This window comes from Rhodoferax sp., assembly GCF_018063565.1.
Lineage (GTDB): Bacteria > Pseudomonadota > Gammaproteobacteria > Burkholderiales > Burkholderiaceae_C > Rhodoferax.
This window is the reverse complement of sequence record NZ_JAGPBB010000001.1, coordinates 1-23023: the sequence shown is the minus strand read 5'-3', so window position 1 is coordinate 23023 and position 23023 is coordinate 1. Positions and strand designations below refer to the sequence as shown.

20 protein-coding genes are annotated in these 23023 nt (G+C 61.4%); 11 read left to right on the top strand and 9 right to left on the bottom strand.

The features are described from left to right. Positions 1-128: 128 nt before the first annotated feature. From KBF66_RS00100 to KBF66_RS00090, 3 genes are all read right to left on the bottom strand, one after another. Positions 129-1301, bottom strand: a complete 1173-nt coding sequence (locus KBF66_RS00100) for a GGDEF domain-containing protein (RefSeq protein WP_296649900.1) — start codon at positions 1299-1301, stop codon at positions 129-131. Positions 1302-1369: 68 nt separating this feature from the next. After that, positions 1370-2485, bottom strand: coding sequence for an alanine dehydrogenase (ald, locus tag KBF66_RS00095; protein ID WP_296649895.1), 1116 nt, complete (start codon positions 2483-2485; stop codon positions 1370-1372). A gap of 115 nt (positions 2486-2600) precedes the next feature. Next, on the bottom strand, positions 2601-3314 hold the full coding sequence (locus KBF66_RS00090; protein ID WP_296649892.1) for a class I SAM-dependent methyltransferase: 714 nt from the start codon (positions 3312-3314) through the stop codon (positions 2601-2603). 148 nt (positions 3315-3462) lie between these two features. On the opposite strand from KBF66_RS00090, the gene KBF66_RS00085 reads away from it, so the two are divergent. The 7 genes from KBF66_RS00085 (at position 3463) to KBF66_RS00055 (ending at position 12890) form a co-directional block, all read left to right on the top strand. Continuing rightward, positions 3463-3774 (top strand): hypothetical protein, encoded by a 312-nt coding sequence (locus tag KBF66_RS00085; RefSeq protein ID WP_296649889.1) that lies wholly within the window; start codon positions 3463-3465, stop codon positions 3772-3774. A 345-nt stretch (positions 3775-4119) separates the two neighbouring features. Next, complete coding sequence (locus KBF66_RS00080; RefSeq protein ID WP_296649885.1) at positions 4120-5127, top strand: extracellular solute-binding protein; 1008 nt, start codon at positions 4120-4122, stop codon at positions 5125-5127. A gap of 81 nt (positions 5128-5208) precedes the next feature. After that, positions 5209-6873, top strand: a complete 1665-nt coding sequence (locus KBF66_RS00075; RefSeq protein ID WP_296649881.1) for an iron ABC transporter permease — start codon at positions 5209-5211, stop codon at positions 6871-6873. Then, positions 6866-7933 (top strand): ABC transporter ATP-binding protein, encoded by a 1068-nt coding sequence (locus KBF66_RS00070; RefSeq protein WP_296649876.1) that lies wholly within the window; start codon positions 6866-6868, stop codon positions 7931-7933. Before KBF66_RS00075 ends, KBF66_RS00070 begins: the two co-directional genes overlap by 8 nt. A gap of 180 nt (positions 7934-8113) precedes the next feature. Continuing rightward, positions 8114-9334, top strand: coding sequence for a GDSL-type esterase/lipase family protein (locus KBF66_RS00065; protein WP_296649870.1), 1221 nt, complete (start codon positions 8114-8116; stop codon positions 9332-9334). Between the two features lie 17 nt (positions 9335-9351). After that, the gene (locus tag KBF66_RS00060; RefSeq protein ID WP_296649866.1) at positions 9352-11427 is read left to right on the top strand and encodes an acyltransferase family protein; all 2076 of its coding nucleotides are present in this window, start codon (positions 9352-9354) and stop codon (positions 11425-11427) included. After that, a complete protein-coding gene (locus tag KBF66_RS00055) occupies positions 11424-12890 on the top strand; it encodes a hypothetical protein (protein WP_296649863.1) in 1467 nt (488 codons plus the stop codon). The genes KBF66_RS00060 and KBF66_RS00055 overlap by 4 nt, the downstream gene beginning before the upstream one ends. 3 nt (positions 12891-12893) lie before the next feature. Here the strand turns inward: KBF66_RS00055 and KBF66_RS00050 are convergent, their stop codons facing one another. Beyond that, entirely contained in the window at positions 12894-14393 is a 1500-nt protein-coding gene (locus KBF66_RS00050) for a CoA-acylating methylmalonate-semialdehyde dehydrogenase (RefSeq protein WP_296649858.1), read from the bottom strand. Between the two features lie 194 nt (positions 14394-14587). Further along, complete coding sequence (locus KBF66_RS00045) at positions 14588-15937, bottom strand: aspartate aminotransferase family protein (protein ID WP_296649855.1); 1350 nt, start codon at positions 15935-15937, stop codon at positions 14588-14590. A gap of 90 nt (positions 15938-16027) precedes the next feature. On the opposite strand from KBF66_RS00045, the gene KBF66_RS00040 reads away from it, so the two are divergent. Further along, complete coding sequence (locus tag KBF66_RS00040; RefSeq protein WP_296649852.1) at positions 16028-17059, top strand: LysR family transcriptional regulator; 1032 nt, start codon at positions 16028-16030, stop codon at positions 17057-17059. Then, positions 17056-18321: an anion transporter gene (locus KBF66_RS00035; RefSeq protein ID WP_296649849.1), complete on the top strand. Its 1266-nt coding sequence runs from the start codon at positions 17056-17058 to the stop codon at positions 18319-18321. The genes KBF66_RS00040 and KBF66_RS00035 overlap by 4 nt, the downstream gene beginning before the upstream one ends. Positions 18322-18353: 32 nt before the next feature. On the opposite strand, the gene KBF66_RS00030 is transcribed toward KBF66_RS00035, so the two are convergent. Then, positions 18354-18746 carry a hypothetical protein gene (locus KBF66_RS00030; RefSeq protein WP_296649846.1) on the bottom strand — a complete coding sequence of 131 codons (393 nt, stop codon included), beginning with the start codon at positions 18744-18746 and terminating at the stop codon, positions 18354-18356. Positions 18747-18956: 210 nt separating this feature from the next. Between KBF66_RS00030 and KBF66_RS00025 the strand changes: the two genes are divergently transcribed. Next, a complete protein-coding gene (locus KBF66_RS00025) occupies positions 18957-19895 on the top strand; it encodes a LysR family transcriptional regulator ArgP (protein WP_296649841.1) in 939 nt (312 codons plus the stop codon). Between the two features lie 50 nt (positions 19896-19945). Continuing rightward, positions 19946-20563 (top strand): TetR/AcrR family transcriptional regulator, encoded by a 618-nt coding sequence (locus tag KBF66_RS00020; protein ID WP_296649836.1) that lies wholly within the window; start codon positions 19946-19948, stop codon positions 20561-20563. Positions 20564-20620: 57 nt separating this feature from the next. Here KBF66_RS00020 and KBF66_RS00015 read toward each other — a convergent pair whose 3' ends face one another. From KBF66_RS00015 to KBF66_RS00005, 3 genes are all read right to left on the bottom strand, one after another. Beyond that, complete coding sequence (locus tag KBF66_RS00015; RefSeq protein WP_296649831.1) at positions 20621-21040, bottom strand: universal stress protein; 420 nt, start codon at positions 21038-21040, stop codon at positions 20621-20623. A gap of 73 nt (positions 21041-21113) precedes the next feature. After that, entirely contained in the window at positions 21114-22316 is a 1203-nt protein-coding gene (locus KBF66_RS00010; RefSeq protein ID WP_296649828.1) for a threonine ammonia-lyase, read from the bottom strand. Between the two features lie 16 nt (positions 22317-22332). Further along, positions 22333-23023, bottom strand: a 691-nt coding sequence (locus KBF66_RS00005) for a DMT family transporter (protein ID WP_296649825.1), incomplete at its 5' end; no start/stop codon positions are given.

The window sequence follows — 23023 nt, the reverse complement described above, 5'->3', positions numbered from 1 at the left end:
CACGCCGCTTCCGATGGCGTGTTGACACGGCGCGAGAAAACCAAGCTCCGCGTGCCAAACGAAAGCCAGTCGGCCCATTGCGCACGCCCAAACATGATCGGCAGAGGCGGCCGCAGTAAGGCGCAGGCTTAGATCACCCGGTTTCGACCTTTCTCTTTGGCGATGTAGAGTGCCTTGTCGGCGACGGTGTAAAGATGGTCGAAATCGAGATTTTCAGCGGCGCTGGTGCTGGCTACGCCAATGCTGACAGTGGTATGAATGGCCGATTTTTCCCATACGACAGAACTGTGCTCCAAATTGGCCCGCAGCTTCTCTGCCAAACGCCGGGCTGCCTCCAGTGACGTGTTGGGCAACAGGATGATGAACTCTTCACCCCCCAAGCGCCCCACCAGATCGGTTGCCCGAACCGTGTTGTTGGCCACGACGGCGACATTTTTCAGGACGGCGTCACCCGCCGGGTGGCCCCAGGTGTCATTGACCCGCTTGAAATAATCCAGATCCAGCAGAAGGATGGTGGTGGATGAACTTTGGCGCTGTGCGCGGGCAAGCTCCTGGCGTGCCAACTCGGCAAACGTGCTTCGGTTGTACAGGCCAGTCAAACCGTCCAGGCGGGTCATACGCTGAAGCTCACGCTGTTTCAATTGCAATTCGGCATTGGCATTTTCCAGTTGCGCCTGCTGCAAAACAATGGTGGTGAACTTGCGCCAAAGAATCAGCGATAGCGCCCACCCCAAACCCGCAGCGGCGAAACCGTTGATGCGATTCGAGAGAAGTTGTTGTGCATTGGCCTGCGTGCTGCCGATAGCGACAAAAAACAGCACGTAGGCAAGAACAAACAGCCACGCCGCCGTTACCGGCCGCAAGTACACCACCAGCCCGATGGACATGGCACCGATGACAAACGGCGTCATGTTGGGCGTGACCCACTGGTCGAAGGTACAAAAACCAATCACGAAGAACAACGCCAGCGCCGCCACGAGCACCGGCAAGCTGCGCGCCCAAAGACTGTTCACTGCATCACCCACCCCGCGTGCCAGCCAACCCAGCAGGGCAAAACTCAGACCCATCGTCAGATGGGTCAAGAACAATCCCAGCTTCCATTGGGTGACGATCTCGCTGTCTTGCTGCAGCAACAACTCAGCGCCCAACCAGATGACAAACACCAGGTTAAAAGAAGCAATCAGCGGAGCAACCAGGCTTGCGCGCTGCAAATTCGCCCGTTGGGCACTCAGCGCCACCTGGGTGTGCTCAAGACGCCACAGTGCGGCGCGGCGGCGGATGTCGGTGATCAATGCGTGCATGACTGCCCGGCACTGTATCACCGCGTTTGACAGACCGAGGTGCAGCGGGCCTCAGCTGGCCCGGGGCATCAGCTCAGCAGGCTGTCGGCGCTGACGTAACTGTATCCCAGATCTTGCGCCACCGCCTCGTAGGTGACCTGACCCTGGCAGACGTTCAGACCATTCTTCAAATGCACATTGTCTTTGAGCGCCTGCTTCCAGCCCTTGTCCGCCAAGGCTACTGCGTGACCAATGGTGGCGTTATTGAGCGCAAAGGTGCTGGTCCGCGCTACTGCACCGGGCATGTTGGCCACGCAATAGTGCACCACACCGTCCACCAGGTAGGTGGGTTCAGCATGGGTGGTGGCATGGCTGGTCTCAAAACAACCGCCTTGGTCGATCGCCACGTCAACCACCACGGCACCCTGTTTCATGCGCTTGATCATGGCGCGGGTCACCAGCTTGGGCGCCGCAGCGCCGGGAATCAGCACGCCACCCACCACCAGATCGGCGTCAAGCACCGCGTCTTCAACCGTTTGCGCATTGGAGAACACGGTGTGGATACGGTTGCCAAAGATCAGGTCGAGCTGGCGCAGGCGATCGACATTCTTGTCCAGCACACTGACACGTGCACCCATGCCTACTGCCATTTGCAAGGCATGGGTACCCACCACACCAGCACCCAGAATCGCCACATGGGCGGCAGGCACACCGGGTACACCTCCCAGCAGGATGCCCATGCCACCTTTGGATTTTTCGAGGTGTGCCGCACCGGCTTGTATCGCCATGCGCCCCGCCACCTCGCTCATGGGAGCCAATAGCGGCAGCCCGCCACCCGGGCCGGTGATGGTTTCATACGCAATACACACCGCACCCGACTTGACCAGGGCAGCGGTTTGCTCTGGGTCCGGCGCCAGGTGCAAATAAGTGTAGAGAATCTGACCCGGCCGCAACATGAGACATTCCTGCGGCTGTGGCTCCTTGACCTTGACGATCATCTCCGCCTGGGCAAACACGCTGGCCGCATCGTTGGCAAGGGTGGCGCCGGCAGCAACGTAGTGCTCATCCAGCAGACCGATGGATGCACCTGCGCCGCGCTGCACCAGCACCGCATGGCCGTGGTGTGTGAGTTCGCGTACGCTGGCAGGCGTCAGGCCGACGCGGTATTCATGGTTCTTGATTTCCTTGGGTAGTCCGATCAGCATGTTGCGCTCCGTGGGTTGGGAAAGCGCGAAGTGTGAGACAAGTCGATTGCCAAAGAAACAAAGATCAGTGTTTACAGCGCGTCATTCGGCGCGCTAATGAACCTGTCCGGTACCCTCAGGGTGCTTTGTGCAGCAGGCGTACATGCATGGGTCGTGTCAGCGACACCCCTTGTGGTCCGAGATGGGATTCGAAGCGTTGGCGAATGGCTGCGTGCAGCGTATCGTCGATTTGATGATCGGCATAGGTAGGACGCATCATGCGCTGCTCGAAGGTTTCGAAGTCGGCAAAGTGCACTGGCATCTCAAAGCGGCGTTCATCCGCTGTCTGCCACTGGCCAGTTTGCAGGGCGGTATCGAGCGCCTGCTGGGCGGCGGCACGCACCACACCCTCGTCATTGAACAAACGCATGATGTCGTTGAGCGGGCCGGCATACACCGGCTCGGACACATACAGCCAGCCGCCGGGCTTGAGCACCCTCGCTACATCAACGAGTGCCTGCGCCATGAGCGCCATCGGCACATGATGCAGCGATTTGAGCATCAGCGCGCCGTCAAAGCGGGCACTGGCAAAGGGAATGGACTGCGCGCCGGCTTTGACAAAGTCCAACCCTGGTGCAGCGGGTGCAGCCAGGTTCTTGGCCATCTGGCGCTCATCGACCTCCAGACCCGTCACGCGGGTGCCAGGAAACCGCTCCACCAGCGCGGTGGCCAGGCGGGCGGCACCGCAGCCCAACTCGATCAAGTGCGCCCCAGGCAAAGGAACCATACCGGCAAGAAGGTCGAGTTCATCGTCAATCAACGGCAATGATGGTGGAGAAATATTGGTCATCAAAGTCTGCAAGTAGTCGAATAAAAGGAACCCATCCTACAGGCCCGGAGGTGCGCGCATGCAATCAAGTGCACGATGGCATTCTGATGGCGACGCGCTCACTTGTTTACTCGATGCATTGCTATTTGCTATCAGCGGCATACGAGTGATGAGCTGTCCAAACCGTCAGGACAACACCAAAGTTGCGGCTGATCTGCCACTTTACTCGCAGTCAGGAGATTTACCCTGCACTACCAGCCTGGCCCCAGCGTCCGAAGCGGTGCCAGCCGCGCCTGAGGTCATGATTCGTGGGCAACGCTCTTTGTGCAATCCGTCATGGCAGGCCACTGCGCGTTTGCACGCCCAGACGCACACGCTTGCGTTCACCAGCTTGGCCGTTGGCGTGGTGGCTTTTGCCTTGTTGTTGGTGCAGAGTGCGTGGCTGGTTTCGCCACGACTGCACTGGGTGCGCTGGTGGTGATGGCTGGCGTGGCCGTGCGGCGTGACCTTTGCCAACGTCTTGGCGGCCAATGCGGTCGTGTAGCAGTTTGCAAAGGACACCACGGCCGTTTTTCTGGCAAGAGTTTTAGCATCTGGATTGACATCAGTGATAACTACTCTCAACAAAACATATGGCTTCGTCCGATTTTTCTTGTTTTCTCCAATAAGTTCCTATAACTTGCATCAGTTATCTAAATTTTGTTATGCGACTTATTCGCATTTGATACAATCTGATCCCAGTCAACCGAAGCAGACGCAAACTGCCTAAGCCGAGACCGGAAATCGTGTCGTGTTGAACCCCGTTACCTTGAAAGACCTCAATCCAATGAAACCAATCCAACTGTTGACCTGTGCCGCGCTGCTGGCGTGCGGCCTGACGGCGATGGCCGAAGAAGTGGTGGTGTATTCCGCCCGCAACGAGCAACTGATCAAACCATTGTTTGACGCCTACACCCAAGAAACCGGTGTGCAGGTCAAGTTCATCACCGGCGGCGAAGGCCCGCTGATGGAGCGTCTCAAGGCCGAGGGCCGGAACACGCCAGCGGATATTCTTCTGACCGTCGATGCCGGCAACCTGTGGCAGGCCGGCCAGCAGGAGTTGTTGCGCCCGATCAGCTCCAAAACCCTGAGCGACAACGTGCCGGTTCACTTGCGCGACCCCGGCAACAGCTGGTTTGGCCTGTCGGTGCGGGCACGCACCCTGGTCTACAACACCACCAAAGTCAAATCCACCGACCTGAGCACTTACGAAGACCTGGCCGACCCCAAATGGAAGGGCCGCCTGTGCCTGCGCACCTCCAAGAAGGTCTATAACCAGAGTCTGGTTGCGATGATGATCACCGAGCATGGCGAGCCCAAGACCGAGGCCATCGTCAAAGGCTGGGTCAATAATCTGGCCACCGCGCCGTTCCCCGACGACACCAAGGCGATGGAAGCCGTGGCCAATCGCCAGTGTGACGTGACAGTGGTCAACACCTATTACTTTGGCCGACTGATGGAAAAAAACCCCAAACTGCCCTTGGCCATCTACTGGCCCAACCAGAACCTCAGTGGCAAAGACGCCGGCGTGCATGTGAATGTGTCGGGGGCGGGTGTCACACACCACGCCAAGAATGCCGCCGGCGCGCAGAGGCTGATCGAGTGGCTGTCCTCAGAAAAAGCGCAAAACCTGTATGCCGACAGCAACCTGGAGTACCCGGTCAATCCGCGCGTCAAACCCGATGCCACGGTGGCGGCCTGGGGCACTTTCAAACCCAACCAGATCAACGTGAAAGACGCGGGTAGCCTGCAAGCCCAAGCTGTCAAGCTGATGGACCGCGCAGGCTACAAATAAGTTGAACGGCAACATCTTGCACGCCCTCACCTCCACACTCTTTCAGGGGGCGATGGCGTGAAACCCAACAGCGCACTCGCTTTGAATCGCTCCCAACCCGGCCTGGACCGCACCCGCTGGTGGCAACCTGATGGCTGGCGGTTGTTTGCCTGGGCTATCGCCGCACTGGTGCTGGTGCCGGTGGTCGTCAGCTTCTCATCCTTTGGACAAATCGACCGCGGCACGCTGGCGCATCTGGGCGAGTTTGTTCTGCCCGAGCTGCTGGCCAACACCTTCTGGCTCCTGCTGGGCGTGGGCCTGGGCGTCACGCTGCTGGGTGTGTCCCTGGCCTGGCTGGTGGCGATGTGCGAGTTTCCGGGTAGAAAGGTGCTGGAATGGGCCTTGCTGCTGCCGCTGGCCTTGCCGGCCTATGTGACCGCCTTTGTGGCCATTGACCTGCTGGACTTCAGTGGCCCGTTGCAAAACTGGCTGCGCAACGGCTGGGGCATCACCGGCCTGCCCGAAATCCGCTCCCGCGCCGGGGTGATTGGGGTCATGTCGCTGGCACTTTACCCCTATGTGTATCTGATCACCAAAAACGCCTTTGCCACCCAGGGCGCAATGGCGCTTGAAGCGGCACAGTCGCTGGGTTTGTCGCGCTCGCTTGGGTTTTTGCGGGTGGCGCTGCCCATGGCGCGCCCATGGATTGCCGCCGGGCTGATGCTGGCGCTGATGGAAACGCTGGCTGACTTTGGCACGGTGGCGGTTTTTAACTACGACACTTTCACCACCGCCATTTACAAAGCCTGGTACAGCCTGTTTTCGCTGCCAGCCGCTGCGCAGCTGGCCAGCGTGTTGATCGTGTTTGTGCTGATCGCGGTGGTAATCGAGCAGCGTTCGCGCGCGCAGATGCGGTTCGGCGCGGTCGGACGCGGTGCAGCGTCGCGACGCATCCGGCTGTTTGGCCCGCAGCGCTGGATCGCGTTTGGCTACGCGGCAGGCGTGTTGCTGCTGGCCTTTGCGATTCCGGTAACGCAACTGCTGTTGTGGACCTGGGACACCGCAGCGCGTGATCTGGATGCGCGTTATTGGTCTTTTACCCTTCACTCGCTGATGTTGTCTGCGCTGGGAGCTATCTTGATTGTAGCGTTGGCGCTGTTGTTGGCCTACGCCGGGCGCAAGCAGCCGGGCAGCGGCATGTTGTGGACGCAGCGCTTGGCCACGCTGGGTTATGCATTTCCGGGCGCGGTGCTGGCCGTTGGGCTGTTCATTCCCGTGGCCGCGCTGGACAACCTGCTGCTTGACCTGGGACAGCGCTGGTTTGGCTTTGCCGGCACCGAGGTCTTCAAAGGCACGTTGCTGGTGATGCTGCTGGCCTATCTGGTGCGCTTTTTGGCGGTGGGGTTCGGTCCGATCGACAGTGGCCTGCAGCGCATCACCCGCAATGTGGATGAGGCCGCGCGCAGCCTGGGTTCGGCCGGTGGCCAGTTGCTGGCCCGTGTGCACCTGCCCCTGCTGCGCGCCAGCCTGCAAACCGCCGCCGCATTGACCTTTGTTGACATCATGAAAGAAATGCCCATCACCCTGATGACGCGCCCCTTTGGTTGGGACACGTTGGCGGTACGGGTGTTTGAGATGACCTCTGAGGGCGAGTGGGAACGCGCCGCGCTGCCGGCACTGGCAATTGTGCTGACCGGTATCATCCCCATCCTTTTGTTGACCTGGGGCCATCGCCCGGCGCGATCTGAGGCACACCCAAATGGATGAACTGGTTCTGGATGCGGTTTCACAGGCGTATGGTGCACGTCAGATCATCAGCGACTTGAGTTTTCGGCTGGCAAAGGGCGACATTGGCTGCCTCCTTGGGCCCTCTGGTTGCGGCAAAACCACCGCGCTGCGATGCATTGCCGGTTTTGAGCCGGTGCAAAGCGGCGAGATCAGCATCGCCGACGACGTGGTCAGCCGCCCTGGCACCCTGCTGGCCGCGGAAAAGCGGCGCATTGGCATGGTGTTTCAGGATTACGCCCTGTTTGCACACCTGACGGTGGCCGGCAACGTGGGTTTTGGCCTGGCCGACCGCAACCAGCCCGCGGGCAAAGCGCGCGTTGATGAACTGCTGGCACTGGTGGGGCTGGCGCTGCACGCGCACAAGTACCCGCACCAGCTCTCGGGCGGGCAACAGCAACGGGTGGCGCTGGCCCGCGCTTTGGCCCCGCGCCCACGGCTGATCCTGATGGACGAGCCGTTTTCCAACCTGGACGTGGAACTGCGCGAGCGCCTGTCGATCGAGGTGCGCGACATCCTCAAACGCGAAGCCACCACCGCGCTGATCGTCACGCACGACCAGAACGAAGCGTTTTCGCTGGCGGACTGGGTGGGTGTGATGCACCAGGGCCGCATTCAGCAGTGGGACACGCCTTACAACCTGTATCACCAGCCCGCCAACCGCTTTGTGGCGGATTTTGTTGGCCAGGGCGCGATGCTGACCGGCGACGTGCTCAGCAGCCAACAGGTGCGTACCGAGCTCGGCGTGCTCGATGGCCAGATTCCGCTGGACTGCAATTCTGGGGGTTGCCAGGGCTGCGCACGCAACTGCCATGTCGATGTACTGCTGCGCCCGGATGACATCGTGCACGACGACCACAGCGCGCTGCAGGCCGAAGTGGAAAACAAAGCCTTTCGCGGCGCCGACTTTCTCTACACCCTCAAGCTTGCCAGCGGCCAGCGCGCGCTCTCCCTGGTGCCCTCGCACCACAACCATGCCATTGGCGAAAAGATCGGCATCAAGCTGGCAGCGGACCATGTCGTGGCGTTTCGACGCGGCTAGCGGTTGAGCTTGGCGACCTGATCGCTCAGCGGCGGTTTTCCTCTTTCGGGCTGCGATACTTGAGCCCATGATTTTGCACCCTCGTCCAGCTTTGCACCCCCATTCAAGCGAGCAAGCAGTCCTGAAGCAATTCCCGCGACACTCCAACCTATCCTGCGTGTGATCTTGGCAGGACAGACTTTGGCTTTGGTTCGCGTCCTGTGGCTGTGCATCGCAAGCAGCGTCGTCGGCGCGCCACTTGGCCACACCCAGAACGAGCCACCGGCTGACGGGTTTGACGCCTTTCTGGCCAGTTGCCCACAAAGCCAGGTTTATGCGTCGGTCGCATCTTCGCCCTTGCCCGCCACGGTCGTACCCGCCCCGAATCCAGGGACACCACGCATCGGCGTTTGGGGCGACAGCCATACCGCTTCGGGCCATTTTGTCGATGCCCTGTTGTCGGCCTGGGGTTTTGCCAGTGCCAGGGCGCTGCCCGCCACAATGGCGCCAGCCTTTGGCATTGCCGGCCTGCGACTGCCCTTGCGCGACCATTGTCAAAGCGCCGGCTGGAAACAGCAAACCGCGCACCGCGCCAGTCCCAACCAGGGCGGCTTTAGCACCAGCCTGATGCACCTGTCGGCCAGCGCGCCCGGTGAGGCGCTGTGGCTGGACTTTGGCGATTGGGCTGCGCCGCATCGCCTGCAGGCGCTGACGCTGCGCTTTGGCAAGGCCGACTCACGCCGTGCTCTGGTGCTGGGCCTGTCGGTCAATCACGCCCCCGAGACCCTGGTCAGCCTGACCGACCCGGCGCACAGCATGCTGCAGGTTCGCCCACCCACCGGGCCACTGACCAGCGTGCGCCTGCGTCTGGTAACCGGGCAAGTCACTTTGCACGCGCTCGATCTGGTCTACCAGAATCCGCCCGATGTGCTGGTCGATGTGTTCAGCACGCCGGGGGCACTTACCAGCGGCTGGAACCAACCGGGCATTCACGCCCTGCCAGGTGCACGGTATGACCTGGTGATTTTTCAGTATGGCACCAACGACGCCATGGGCACCGTGTTTGACCCCGAGGCTTACACCCAAAGTCTGCGACAAAGTCTGACGCGTTTTCGCGCGGTGCTGGGCCACACCCGTTGTATCCTCATCGGCCCACCCGACCGGGTCAGCCAACCCGCCGTGATTCCACCTTACGGTTTACGCCACCTGGTCATCAACCGCATTCAGGACAGCCTGAGTCGCGAGTTCAAATGCCAGTTCTGGAACTGGCAGACCGCCATGGGCAACAACATCCAGCGCTGGGCCAGCGCCAACCCGGCGCTGGCGCAAGCGGATCTGACACACCTGACGGGTACTGGCTACGCACAAAGTGCGCGCTTGTTTGCGGCAGCCATGCCCTGGCCGGCACCCAGAAAACCCTGACGCTTCTTGCCAGAAAAGTGACTGCCCCAACCACACCTGTCGCCCAAACGCCAGCACCCGGCGCCGATGCCATGCGCCTGCTCGGCTTGGACGCCGTGCGTGCGCTGGCCATTGCGGCCGTGCTGGCTTACCACCTCAATGTACCCGGCCTATTCAACGCCGGATTTCTGGGTGTGGACGTGTTTTTCAACCTGTCGGGATTCTTGATTACCTCGCTCTTGCTGCGCGAGTATTTCAGCCACGGCCAGGTGGATGTCGGACGCTATTTCTGGCGTCGTTTTGTACGGCTGATGCCTGCCGTGGTGGCGCTGCTGCTGGTGACTTATGCGCTGGTGCCGCTGCTGCTGCCAGGCGCGGTGCGACGCCTGATATCCGACCTGCCCTGGGCAGCGGCCTACCTGGCCAATTGGTGGCAAATTTGCTCTGCGCAATCATACTTTGAGAACTTTGGCCACCCGCCGTTGTTGCGTCACTTGTGGTCGCTGGGCGTTGAGATGCAGTTTTACCTGCTGTGGCCCTGGCTGCTGCTTGGGCTGCTACGGTTACGCGGTGTCGCCGCAGTAGGCTGGACCAGCCTGCTGCTGGCACTGGCCAGCACTGGCTGGATGGGTAGCCTGTTTGCGCTGTACCCCGATAACCCCAGCCGTGCCTACCTGGGTGCCGACAGCCACAGCGTTGGACTGTTCCTGGGTTCAGCGATGGCCTGCCTGTGGAGCCCCCTGCACCCGGCTGCGCTGATCCGACGGTCAATGGCTGGATGGCTGCGACTGGCGCTGGGCAGCGCAGCCCTGATCTCGCTGGGTGCCTTGATGTGGTTCAGCAACGAAGCCCAGCCGCTGCTCTACCATGGAGGATTTCTGGCGACATCACTGGCCAGTATATTTCTGCTGGTCTGTTGCGCTGACTTGGGGCTAAGCAATCGTTCACCCTGGTTATGGCGGCTGACCGGGCCGCTGGTGCAATGGGTGGGCACACGTTCCTATTCGATATACCTTTGGCATTGGCCAATTTTCATTTACCTCAAAGGTGACAACACGCCAGACTTGGCGACGGTGGCTAAGTGCCTGATCTGGACCGCGTTGGCCTCCGAGATCTCTTACCGCTGGGTGGAGAGTTCGCTGGCATTCACCACCCGGCGCTGGTCTGCTGTGATCCAGCGCCGGGCCGGGTACGCCATGTTCGGTGCGCTGTTGCTTGGCGGGTTTTCTGCCGTGAGTATTTTCCCCTGCCAGAGCACCACTGCGCCGGTTGCCGTGACAAAGGGCGCAACGCCACCCATTCAGACGGATCCATCAGGGCCGCCAGATCCAGCACAAACCGGAGCCAGCGCGCCAGAGATTGCCAAGGCGGTGATGGCACCGGATTCCCACATTCTGGCCATCGGCGACTCGGTGATGCTGGGCGCGCGCCACCGTATGCTGCGTACCCTGCCCGGCATCACGGTTGATGCAGAGGTTGGCCGCCAGCCCCGCCAGAGTGTGACCCTGGTTCAGCGCTATCTCGAACAAAAGCCTGAACTCAAACACGCCGTAGTTCATGTTGGCACCAATGGCTACATCCTGAAATCTGACTTGCGGCGCCTGCTTACAGCGCTTCAGGAGGCGCAGCAGGTGGTGCTGATCAACAACTTTGCCGATCGACGCTGGAGTGACGCCAATAACCAGACCTTGGCACAGATCGCCCCCGAGTTCAGCAACGTGCGGATCATGGACTGGCACAAACTGGCGCAAGGCAATCGGCACTACTTCGTACAGGACGGTGTCCACCTCTCCAGCGAGGGCATCACCGCATTCATACGTGGCATCGCCAGCAGTCTGGGCATGGAACCAGTCGAACTGCCGCCGAATCGTCCCTTGCTGTCCCGTGCGGCACCAGATCCGGTCAAAACCTCCACAGTCCTCGCGCCTGTCCCGGCGCCCGCCGGCGCTGCTACCCTAACATCAACCTTGCCGCCTGCCGCAATGCCATCCCAGCCCGATCCTGCCCCGGTATTGCCGTCAGTCGGCCCAGACACCGCCGCACCGTTGCAAGAGCCATCCCCCGCCGGCGCTGCGCCAGAAGTCGAGCTACAACCACCCAAGGACACCCCATGAGATCCACGCAAACCTACAGCGTCCGCGGTCTGCTGGCGCTGACCTGTAGCGCAGCGATGCTGGTGCAGGCCGCCGAACCCGGCATCCGTCAGATCAGCGTCCAGACGCTTGCCAACGCCCCCGATCTGGTTTGCCCGGCACCACCCGGCAAACGAAAAAAACCGACACCGTCGCCGCCAACAGACACGCCAGAACTTCCGCTCGAAATCCCTGAACCTCAGGAGGTGCAGGCCGCTCTGGCCGACCCTGATTCACCAGAGATTGCGCCTCTCAAACCTGCGTCCACATCCGGTCAGGCGGGTTCCGCCTGGTCTGCAGTGGGTGCAAGCCAGACCTTTCGGGTGGCATTTTGGGGTGACAGCCATCTGGCGGCCGGCTTTTTTACCCAAGAGCTGGTCCGCCGCGCCGGCTTGGAGACTGAACAGGTGCATAGCGCCTTCATTGCGGCCACCTTGACCCGACCTGGCGTGCGTTTGCCCGTGCGCAAAGCCTGCGCATCGGCCGACTGGCGCCATGAATCAGCCCATGCCGTGCCCGCCGCCGCGCAGGCACCCGGCCCGGCACTGGTCAACCAGTTCACTGCCAAACCAGACGCCAGCTTGGCGTGGGATCTGCGCAATGCTCAGCGCATGCCCGTGCACCGCAGCCTTCGGCTGTTGTTTCAACAGACCGAAGCGCCCATCCGGGTTGCCATCCGGGTTGACGGGGGTGCAGAACAGGAGTTGCTGCTGGAAGGCGCGTCTGGCCCGGCAGCACTCGAGTTGCTGGGTGAAGCCCCCCTCTCAACCCTGCAGCTGAGACTGCTTGCTGGCAGTCTGCGCAGCCATGGCCTGGCATTGCCTGTACCCGCGGCAACACGGTTGCAACTGGATTTGTTCGCCCTGCCGGGCGCCACCGTCAGGGGCTGGCAGCATGCGAATCTGAACTACCTGCGCAGCTGGTTTGCCGACATGCCAACCTACCAGCTGGTAGCGCTGGCCTATGGTACCAACGAGGGCAATGAAAAACCTTTTGAGGCTGAAGCGTATGCCCAGACCCTGCGCCAAAGTGTGACCCAACTGCGACAGATGTTTCCGCAAGCCGCCTGTATGCTGATTGGACCAGGCGACCGTGGCATTCTCGTGCCGCGATCGCGTCAGGCCAAAGGGTCGACCAAGAAGTCAAGCACGCTTGCGACAACTGCAAGAAAGCCAAAAGAGGTTGTCAACCTGCTGAAGTACTCAACGGTCCACGCGCAGATCACGCGCATCCAGCAAACCGTGGGGGCAGAAACGGGATGCCAGGTCTGGAGCATGATGCAGGCGATGGGTGGCAGGGCCAGCGCCTACACCTGGGTACGCCAGAGGCCGCAGCTGATGGCAAATGATCTGATCCACTTCACCGTGCCCGGCTACCAACGCCTGGCTCAAAGTTTCGCCGAGGACATGGGCTGGAAGCCGCAGGCGCTGTGGCTGGCGCCCTGAGCTTCAGCGACTACTGGGAAAGCTGAATACCGCCCCTTCGCGCACTCCAGCCGACGGCCAGCGCTGGGTGATGGTCTTGCGTTTGGTGTAGAAGCGCACAGCGTCTGGCCCGTAGCCATGCAGGTCGCCAAACAGCGAGCGCTTCCAGCCGCCAAAGCTGTGATATGCCACGGGCACCGGCAGCGGCACGTTCACACCCACCATGCCGACCAGAATGTTGTCGCTGAAATAACGCGCCGCCTCGCCGTCGCGGGTGAAGATGCAGGTGCCGTTGCCATATTCATGCGCGTCGATCATGTCCATGGCTTCTTGCAGTGTCTTGACGCGCACGACGCCCAGCACCGGGCCAAAGATTTCTTCCTGGTAGGTCACCATGCCGGGCTTGACGTTGTCAAACAGGCACGGCCCCAGGTAATAGCCGCCCTCAAAACCCGCGATCTGGATGCCACGGCCATCGACCACCAGCGTGGCGCCTTCTTTTATACCCTGATCGACGTAACCTTTGACCTTATCAAAATGCGCCTTGGTCACCAGTGGCCCCATGTCGCAACTGGCCTGGGTGCCGGGGCCAACCTTCATCTTGGCAATCTCGACCTTCAGACCGGCCACCACCGCATCCGCCGTGGCATCACCGACCGCCACCACCAAGGGGATCGCCATGCAGCGCTCGCCACAGGAACCATAGGCCGCGCCCATCAAGGCGCTGACGGCGTTGGGGATGTCGGCATCGGGCATCACCACCGCATGATTCTTGGCGCCACCCAAAGCCTGCACACGCTTGCCGTGGCTGCATCCGGTGCTATAAATATACTCAGCGATGGGGGTTGAACCAACAAAACTGATGGCTTTGACGCGTGGATCGGTCAGCAAGGTGTCGACCGCCTCCTTGTCGCCATTGACCACGTTGAGCACACCCGGCGGCAAGCCGGCCTGCAGGGCCAGTTCCGCCACGCGCAGCGCGCTGCTGGGGTCGCGCTCCGAGGGCTTCAGGATAAAGGTGTTGCCGCATGCCACCGCCATGGGCCACATCCACAACGGCACCATGATGGGAAAGTTGAACGGGGTGATGCCAGCGGTCACCCCCAACGCCTGGAACTCACTCCACGAGTCAATTGCGGGGCCTACATTCTTGCTGTGCTCGCCTTTGAGCAGTTCGGGGGCGTAAGACGCGTACTCCACGTTCTCGATGCCGCGCTGCAACTCGCCCAGACTGTCAGCCAGTACCTTGCCATGCTCCGCGGTAACCAGCGCGCACAACTCGTCGGCGTGTTGTTCCAGCAAGACTTTCAGGTTGCTCATGACGCGCGCGCGCTTGAGCGGCGGTGTGGCACGCCAAGCCGGGTAAGCGGCTTGGGCGTTGCTGATGGCCTGTTCCACCGTGAGCTTGTCAGCCAGCAGCACCTGGGCTGAGACCTCGCCTGTGGCTGGGTCAAAAACCGCTGCAGTGCGGCTACCGCCGGAAACGAGCTGGCCGTTGATGAGGTGGGCAATAGTCTTGTTCATATCAATTCAATAGCTGGTTATGCCCGTTGGATATGGGCTGAAGGGTTAAAAAGCTTCAATTACTGCCATGATGGGGTGGGGCAACCAGACCATGGGCAGTTCGCGGTGACGGATTCAAGCCGACATCATGCCAGCCTGCGGCTGCCGCACGCGCCATCGCGGCTGGAAGTCGATGGCCCCTGCCTCGCGTTGCCTCAGGGCTGGCGCTGCAGCGTCTCGCCCAGCGCGTTGATCATGGCATCGATCTGTTCCGGTGTGCTGACAAAGGGCGGTGCCATCTGGATCGTATCGCCGCCATAACGGACATAAAAACCCTTGTCCCACATCGCCATGGCGATCTCGTACGGGCGCCGGGCCGGCTCTCCGGGCATGGCCGCAATCGTCAGACCCGCGGCCAGACCGTAGTTGCGGATGTCGGCCACGTGAGGCGTGCCACGCAGGCTGTGCACGGCGCGTTCCAGCACCGGGCTGAGCTCTCGCACACGCTCAATCATGTGTTCACGCTCCAGAAGTTCCAGCGTGGCCAGGCCCACCGCGCAGGGCACCGGGTGCGCCGAGTAGGTGTAACCGTGGGCAAATTCCAGCATGTAGTCAGGCCCGCCGCAGGCCATGAAGGTGTCATAAATCTCTTTGGTGGCCATCACCACCCCCAGCGGCTGTGCGCCATTGGTGATCTGCTTGGCGGCGTTGAGGATGTCGGGCTTGACGCCAAACGCCTCGGCACCAGTCCAGGCGCCCATGCGGCCAAAGCCGGTGATGACCTCGTCAAAAATCAGCAGGATGTTGTGCGCCGTGCAAATGTCACGCAGCCGCTGCAAATACCCTTTGGGCGGGATGATGACACCGGCCGACCCTGCCATCGGCTCCACAATCACCGCCGCAATGTTGCTGGCGTCGTGCAGGTTGATCAGGCGCAACAAGTCGTCGGCCAGTTCGACCCCGTGCTCGGGCATGCCCTTGATGAACGAGCCCGCCGGTGGCTGGGTGTGCGGCAGATGGTCGGCCTGTATGCCCTGACCATAGGTCTTTCGGTTGCCCAAAATGCCGCCCACCGAGATGCCACCGAAGTTGACACCGTGGTAGCCCTTCTCGCGCCCGATCAGCAGGGTTTTGCTGCCTTGCCCTTTGGCACGCCAGTACGCTCGCGCCATTTTCAGCGAGGTATCGGCAGATTCAGACCCTGAGCCGGTGAAGAAAGTGTAGTCGAGCCCCTCAGGCGTGAGCTGCTTGAGCTTGTTGGCCAGCGCAAACGACTGCGGATGGCCAAACTGGAAGGCGGGCGAATAGTCAAGCGTGGCCATCTGCTTGCGCACGGCCTCTACCAGTTCCGGCCGACCATGCCCCAGCCCACAGGTCCAAAGGCCCGACAGGCCGTCGAAAATCTTGCGTCCCTCGCTATCTGTGTAGTAGCAACCCTCGGCCTGCACAATCAGGCGCGGCTTGGCCTTGAAGTTGCGGTTACCGGTAAACGGCATCCAGTGCGGCTCCAGCCAGGCCGCATCGGTGCGGGGCTGGGACAGGATTGTGGCATCGGTCAGGTTCATGGCGTGGTCTCGGGTAGGGGCAAAAGCGCGATTGTGCAGGTCTCTGTTACTCTTATGAATGTTGAAGTATCACTCTTTGGTTGCGAATCAATGCAAGTAAAAACCCGCGCTGCCCTGGGCCAGTTGAGCGACATGGACATCCGCCTGCTGCGTGTGTTCAAAAGTGTGGTCGATTGCGGTGGCATGAGCGCCGCCGAGCTGGAGCTCAACATTGGCACCAGCACAGTGAGCCGCCACATCAAAGACCTGGAAACCCGGATCGGACTCACTTTGTGCCGCAGGGGGCGAGCCGGCTTTGCCCTGACCCCCGAGGGTGAACAGATTTATGCCGAAACCTTGCAACTGCTGGCCGGAGTGGACGCCTTTCGCGCCCGGGTGGACGAGATCCATCAACGCATGGGGGGCGAGTTGCATGTGGCGGTGTTTGATAAAACCGCCAGCAACCCGGCGTCCCATATGGGCGAGGCGATTGCTCTGTTTCAGGTTCAGGCGCCAGATGTGAGCCTTCACTTGCACGTGGCGCCGCTCAACGTGATTGAACGTGGCGTGCTCAGCGGGCAGTTTCAGATTGGCGTGGTGCCCGGTCACCGCAGCACCGACACCCTGGTTTACCAGCGCTTGTTTGATGAAACCATGTTTTTGTATTGCGCCCCCGGTCATCCGCTGTTTGAGCTCAACGCCGCCCAGCAACCTGCCGACTGGGACGCGCTGCGCCAGCACCGCTTTGCCGGGCTGGGCTACCACTCGCCGAACATGGCGCTGACGCAGCAGGTGCGCCTGACCCGCGCCGCCACCGGCTATGACCAGGAGTCGATTGCCACCTTGATCCTGTCGGGCCGCTTCCTGGGTTTTCTGCCCGACCATTACGCGCAGGAGTTTGTTCGTCAAGGCCGGATGCAGGCGCTGCAACCTGGCGTTTTCAGTTATCGGTGCAGCTTCTTTGGCATCGTACGTGCATCACCGCAAAGTGCCCGGGTGACGCGGGCGTTTCAGGATTGCCTGCGTCAGGCACACCCGCAAAATGCCACCTCATCTATTGATCAAATGCACGTCAGCGCATGTCTCATAAGCCTTGACAGCTACGAATACCATGAACAACCAGATGCCTGGGTGCAACCGTGACGGGCACCGCCGTCCAGCACCTGGAAATCACCCTGGTGTTCACCTTGGTGTATGTGGGCATGATCCTGGGTGGCCTGCCCAGCCTCAAGCTGGATCGTTCGGGTGTGGCCTTGTTGGGCGCGATTGCGATGATCGGCCTCGGCGCCAGCAGCACCGACGAAGCCGCCCGGGCGATTGACCTGCCCACCATCCTGCTATTGTTTTCCTTCATGGTGGTCTCGGCGCAAATGCGCCTGGGCGGGTTTTATGTGGCGGTCACCGAGCGGGTGGCGAGCCTGCCCTTGGGGCGGGCAGGCTTGCTGGCAGCGCTGATCGTGACCGCCGCAACGCTCTCGGCGGTGTTCTCCAATGACATCATCTGTCTGGCCATGACGCCGGTGGTGGCGCAGCTGAGCCTGCGGCGCCGGCTGGACCCGGTGCCCTTCCTGGTTGGGCTGGCCTGCGCGGCCAACATCGGCTCGGCCGCCACGCTGATCGGCAACCCGCAAAACATGCTGATTGGTTCGATGATGCAACTGCCTTTTGGGGGCTATGCCCGCGCTGCCTTGCCACCGGTAGCACTGAGTCTGCTGGTCTTGTGGGCTTGGCTGGTGTGGGTGCCGCATCGCCACATGGCGAACACTGGCCCAGCCACCGACGCCGATTGCGCCGCTTTGACTCCCCGCACCGAGGGCGACGCACCCTTGCCCAGCCCGCGCTTTGACGGCTGGCAAACAGGCAAGGGTTTGCTGGTGGCGGGGGCGTTGATGGCGGTGTTCCTGCTGACCGACTGGCCGCGTGACGTGGCAGCGCTGGTGGGTGCGGGGGTATTGCTACTGAGCCGGCGTTTTCATTCGTCCCACGTCATGGGTTTCGTCGACTGGGAACTGCTGGTGCTGTTCATGGGGCTGTTTGTGGTGAACCACGCCTTCGCATCTACCGGGCTGGCCCTGCAGGCGGTAGGGTGGCTGGCCGCGCAAGGTTTTCATCTGGCCGACACACTGCCGCTGTTAACCGCCACGGTGGTGTTGTCCAACCTGGTCTCCAACGTGCCCGCCGTCATGCTGCTGACTCCCCACCTACAAGGAATGCAGGCCGGTGTGACGCTGGCGCTGGTCAGCACTTTTGCCGGCAATTTGCTGCTGGTGGGCTCCATCGCCAACCTGATTGTGGTGGATCTGGCGCAAAAAAACGGTGTCACCATTGACTGGCGTGCCCATCTGCGCATCGGGGCACCGGTCACCCTGATGACACTTGGCATTGTCGGCTTGTGGCTGGGCTGATGGCGCTGCCACGCACCGACCCATGTTTGGATTCAATGGGTGGTGCGCCCACCCGACTGGGCACGTTGACCACTCATCTTTCCGTGTGGCAGACTGGCCAGCCGGGTCAACATGTCGCGGCAATAGCCGTCAATCTCCAGGCATTTGTTGATCTCGTCAACCGGTAGCGGCCCTGACACCACCACAATGTCATTGGCGCGATCGAGTGCCCCACTGGCGCGCAGACGTCGGCGCGTGTTGTTGGCCCATGAGTGGATGCGCAAGGGGCTGCCATGTTCGCGCAGGGCACCGGTACTGGCCTCAAAGGCAATGGCGACAGTGTCGGTGCGCAGACGCAGCCGATGCTCACCGGTGACCCGGCTGGCCGGTGTGCTCATATCATACAAATGGTAGTGACCTTCTTTGAGCCGGTATTGCAATGTCATGGAGCCTCCTAACGATGCGGCGATTTTGCAGGACAGACACCCCGGCTAAAGCCAAAAAAACCTGGATAAACCCTCTTTTGCGCTATTTTCAGGGTAAATCCGGATGCATTTTTGCCGCAAGAATGCCGACTCCCGCTGCCACGCCGGACAGCGCACACGATGCACGATTAAACTGCCGCATCTTTGATTAGCGATTCTGATGGTGAATACATGAGCACCTTTGACCCCGACGCTCTGGAATGCCTGGCCGCCATCGTGGAAGAGGGCGGTTTTGAACGCGCCGCCGTGCGCTTGTCGATCACCCAGTCAGCGGTGTCACTGCGCCTGCGCTCGCTGGAAGTCCAGATGGGCACAGTGCTGATTGTGCGCAGTCGCCCACTCAAAGCGACCACAGCGGGGCGCCTGCTGCTCAAACACGCGATGCAAATGCGTTTGCTGCGTGCCGACCTGGATCGTGACCTGCGAGAACTGGCTCCCGGTGTGGCCGGTGCCGCCGGTGAGGCCGAGCGCATCTCGATCGCCGTCAATGCCGACAGCATCGCCACCTGGGCGCTGCCGGCACTGAGCCCGTTGGCGCATCAGGGCCTGGGACTCGAAATCATCACCGACGATCAGGACTTCACCTTCGAGTGGCTGCGTGAGGGCCGGGTGCTGGGCTGTGTGACGACCCTGCGCTCGGCATTGCGCAGCTGCAAGATCGAGCCACTGGGTTCCATGCGTTATGTCGCCGTGGCGCAGGCCGCGTTCGCGCAGGCACACTGCCCAAATGGCTTGAACCCGCATAACTTCAGCAGCTTGCCCTTTATCGCCTTCAACCGCAAGGACGACTTGCAGGCGGAGTTTGTGGCCGATGCCTGTGGGCTCAAACATGTGGCGCTGCGGCATCTGTATGTGCCCAGCTCCGAGGGCCAGTTGCAGGCGGTGCTGGCGGGTTGGGGGGTGAGTGTGCTGCCCGAGCTGATGGTCAGCGCGCCGTTGACGCAGGGCAGATTGGTCAATTTGATGCCGGGGCACACCCTGCCGGTGGCGCTGTTCTGGCATTGCTGGAACCTCAACTCAGTGGTTCTGGACGCCCTCACGCACGCCCTCAAGAGCGCCGCACTGACGGCTCTTTCGCACGGCGAAGTTCGCCACAAGACCGGACAGTAGCTATTTGCACGGATGGCCCAGATTTTGAAGGACTGGGCTAAGATGACAGCATGAATACCGCAGCCCCTACCAAAGTTTCGTTCAAACAGCGGATGCTGCAAGTGCGAGAAGACACGATTGTCCAGACGGTCAACCGGTTGTTGGCGGAAAAGGGTTTCGATGCCATGACCGTGGACGAGGTGGCCGCGCAGGTGGGCATTGCCAAGGCCAGCCTGTATAAACACTTCCCCAGCAAGGAAGACCTGGCTGCCGCCGCCATGGTGCGGGTGATGCGCCAGGCGCAAGACATGATTGCCGCCTTGCCGCCAGACGCAGCACCGCTGGACAACTTGCGGGCGGTGGTGCACTGGGTGCTGAAGGTCAAGCTCGCGGGTGACATGCCGACCCTGCCAAGCCAGAATTCGAGCCTGCGTGCCGCGCTGATTGCCAATCGTGATTACATGGATGGCCTGATGGAAATCAGCGAGCGTCTGGGCGGCTGGATCGAAGCGGCGCAGGCCGATGGCAGCCTGAACCCCGGCTTGCCAGCGATCGCGATCTTGTACACCTTCTTTGCCCGCGCCTGCGACTCGGTGGTCGAGTTTCTGCAGATGGGCGGACTATTCAGCGACGAGCAGATCATCGAACTGGTTCTGACCACCTGTTTTGATGGTCTAAATTGCCGCTAGCGCATGCTGGCAAACGGTTTTAAGCTATTTAAGTTAAATCCTCTGGCAAGCTTCACCTCAGCGCACGATCAACACGGGCGTCTTGCAGCCCGCCAGCACTTCCGTCGCGACCGAGCCCACCACCAGATTGACCAGCGCACCGTGCCCATGGGAGCCCATCACGATCAGGTCATACTTGCCTTCGGTGGCGATTTTGCTGATCAGCTCACCGGGCTTGCCGGTCTTCCAGATACATTGGGGCACAATTTTGTGGCGTTCCAGGTACTTCTTCACCGGATTCATCACCCGCAGACCTTCGTCTTCGTAATATTTGGCCACCAGTTCCTTGCCCAATGCGGTGCGAGCCTGTGTCGGCAATACCAACTGGGCTGTGAACGCGGTGTATTCATTTTTGGTTGAATACATGTCGTGGGCTGCCAGATAAGCCAGCATCTTCTTGGTATACGAACTGCCATCAACGGCCAACAGAACTTTCATCGAAGAACTCCTTTAAGGTGAGTTGAGTTTACCCAACGCCTGCACAAATGTCAGCCCAATGAAATCCTGACCTTCAGCGCACCAGTTCGGCCGACAGCCCGGCACTCAGCAAAGCACGCACCACATCGTCCACATGTTGCGGCCCGCGCGTCTGGATCACCAGCTCCACCTCGACATTCTGTGCCGCCAATGTGGTGAAGGCGCGCTGGTGGTGGACTTCGTTGATGTTGGCGCCCGCCTGTGCCACGGTGGCGGTGATGGCTGCCAGCGTGCCCGGCACATCCCGCGCGCTGACCCGCAGGCGCGCCAGTCGTCCGGCGCGCACCATGCCGCGCTCAATGATGGCGGCCAGCAGCAGCGGGTCGATATTGCCGCCACACAACACCAGCCCGACCCGCTTGCGCTGAAACTGCGCCGGATGCTTCAGCAGCGCTGCCAGGCCCGCCGCCCCGGCGCCTTCGACCAGAGTTTTTTCGACTTCCAGCAGCATCACGATGGCCTGCTCGATATCTCCCTCGTCCACCAGTAACAGGTCATTGACCTTGTCGCGAATGATGGCTTGTGTCAACCGACCCGGCGTGCCCACCGCAATGCCCTCGGCGATGCTGCTGGTGCCTTGCGGGTGCTGCGTGCCCTTGATGGCGTTGAACATCGCCGGAAAACGCTGGGTCTGCACCCCGACGATCTCGATGTCAGGGCGCAGCGCCTTGGCCGCCGTCGCCATGCCGCCAATCAACCCGCCGCCGCCAATGGCCACCACCAGCGTATCGAGCTCGGGCACATCGGCCAGCATCTCCAGCGCCACCGTACCCTGGCCGGCCACGATGTCCGGGTCGTCGTAGGGGTGCACAAACACCAGCCCCTGTTGCTGCGCCAGCGCCATCGCATGACCGCGCGCCTCCTCCAGGGTGCTGCCATGCAGCAGCACCTCGGCGCCAAAACCCCGGGTACGCTCCACTTTGACCCCTGGTGTGAACACCGGCATGACGATCACTGCCCGCACCCCCAGACGCTGGGCATGGTAGGCCACGCCCTGGGCGTGGTTGCCGGCGCTCATGGCGATCACACCGCAGGCACGCTCCTCGGGCTTAAGCTGCACCAGCTTGTTGCAAGCGCCGCGCTCCTTGAACGAGGCGGTGAACTGAAGGTTCTCAAACTTCAGGAACACCTGCGCGCCGGTGATCTCGGACAAGGTCCGCGATGCCACACAGGGGGTGCGCAACACCTGGCCCTGCAGGCGTTGCGCGGCGTGTTCAATGTCAGACAGAGTCAGCATGAAAGTCCTTTACAAATCAGGCGCGGGCACGGCTACCCAGCCAGGCGGCCGTGACGATCATCACCGCAGCCACCACCACGTTCCAGGTCAGCGCCCGCCCGCCGGTCAGCACCAGCATGGCGGTCGACAACAGAGGCGTGAGGTAGCTCAGGATACCGATCTGGCTGGCGTCACCGGTCTTGAGCGCCTTGTCCCACAAGAAGAAGGCAGCACCCATCGGCCCCAAACCGATGACCCCGATAAGCAGCCAGTCCCGCGTGTTTAAGGTGATGGCGGGCTCCAGCAGCGCATGACACAGAAGAGACAACACGCCTGAGGCCAGCGCAAAGCTGCCAATGGCTGCCGTTGGAAATGCTGCCACCCGTTTGGTCAACAACGAGTAGCTCGACCAGATCAATGCCGCCGCCACGGCCAGCAGGTAACCCCACGCGCTTCCCCCGGTGTGGCCAACCCCCACCGACGGCCCGCTGCCCAGAATGACCACTGCTGCGCCAGCAAAACCCAGCAAGGCGGCCAGCACATGCACGGTGCGCAGGCGCACACCCGGCAGAATCACCGGTGCCAGCACCACCATCAGCAACGGCCACAGGTAGTTGACCAGATTGGCCGACACCGGCGGTGCCAGCCGCAACGCCATGAACAGCAGAAAGTGGTAACAAAACAAACCATAGATGCCCATCAGCAACGTGGTCCACGGCACGCGCCAG

Coding starts and splice junctions, on each gene's coding strand:
- KBF66_RS00100 (WP_296649900.1), bottom strand. CDS start 1,301: ATGCACGCATTGATCACCGACATCCGCCGCCGCGCCGCACTGTGGCGT.
- ald (WP_296649895.1), bottom strand. CDS start 2,485: ATGCTGATCGGACTACCCAAGGAAATCAAGAACCATGAATACCGCGTC.
- KBF66_RS00090 (WP_296649892.1), bottom strand. CDS start 3,314: ATGACCAATATTTCTCCACCATCATTGCCGTTGATTGACGATGAACTC.
- KBF66_RS00085 (WP_296649889.1), top strand. CDS start 3,463: ATGAGCTGTCCAAACCGTCAGGACAACACCAAAGTTGCGGCTGATCTG.
- KBF66_RS00080 (WP_296649885.1), top strand. CDS start 4,120: ATGAAACCAATCCAACTGTTGACCTGTGCCGCGCTGCTGGCGTGCGGC.
- KBF66_RS00070 (WP_296649876.1), top strand. CDS start 6,866: ATGGATGAACTGGTTCTGGATGCGGTTTCACAGGCGTATGGTGCACGT.
- KBF66_RS00055 (WP_296649863.1), top strand. CDS start 11,424: ATGAGATCCACGCAAACCTACAGCGTCCGCGGTCTGCTGGCGCTGACC.
- KBF66_RS00050 (WP_296649858.1), bottom strand. CDS start 14,393: ATGAACAAGACTATTGCCCACCTCATCAACGGCCAGCTCGTTTCCGGC.
- KBF66_RS00045 (WP_296649855.1), bottom strand. CDS start 15,937: ATGAACCTGACCGATGCCACAATCCTGTCCCAGCCCCGCACCGATGCG.
- KBF66_RS00040 (WP_296649852.1), top strand. CDS start 16,028: ATGCAAGTAAAAACCCGCGCTGCCCTGGGCCAGTTGAGCGACATGGAC.
- KBF66_RS00030 (WP_296649846.1), bottom strand. CDS start 18,746: ATGACATTGCAATACCGGCTCAAAGAAGGTCACTACCATTTGTATGAT.
- KBF66_RS00025 (WP_296649841.1), top strand. CDS start 18,957: ATGAGCACCTTTGACCCCGACGCTCTGGAATGCCTGGCCGCCATCGTG.
- KBF66_RS00020 (WP_296649836.1), top strand. CDS start 19,946: ATGAATACCGCAGCCCCTACCAAAGTTTCGTTCAAACAGCGGATGCTG.
- KBF66_RS00015 (WP_296649831.1), bottom strand. CDS start 21,040: ATGAAAGTTCTGTTGGCCGTTGATGGCAGTTCGTATACCAAGAAGATG.
- KBF66_RS00010 (WP_296649828.1), bottom strand. CDS start 22,316: ATGCTGACTCTGTCTGACATTGAACACGCCGCGCAACGCCTGCAGGGC.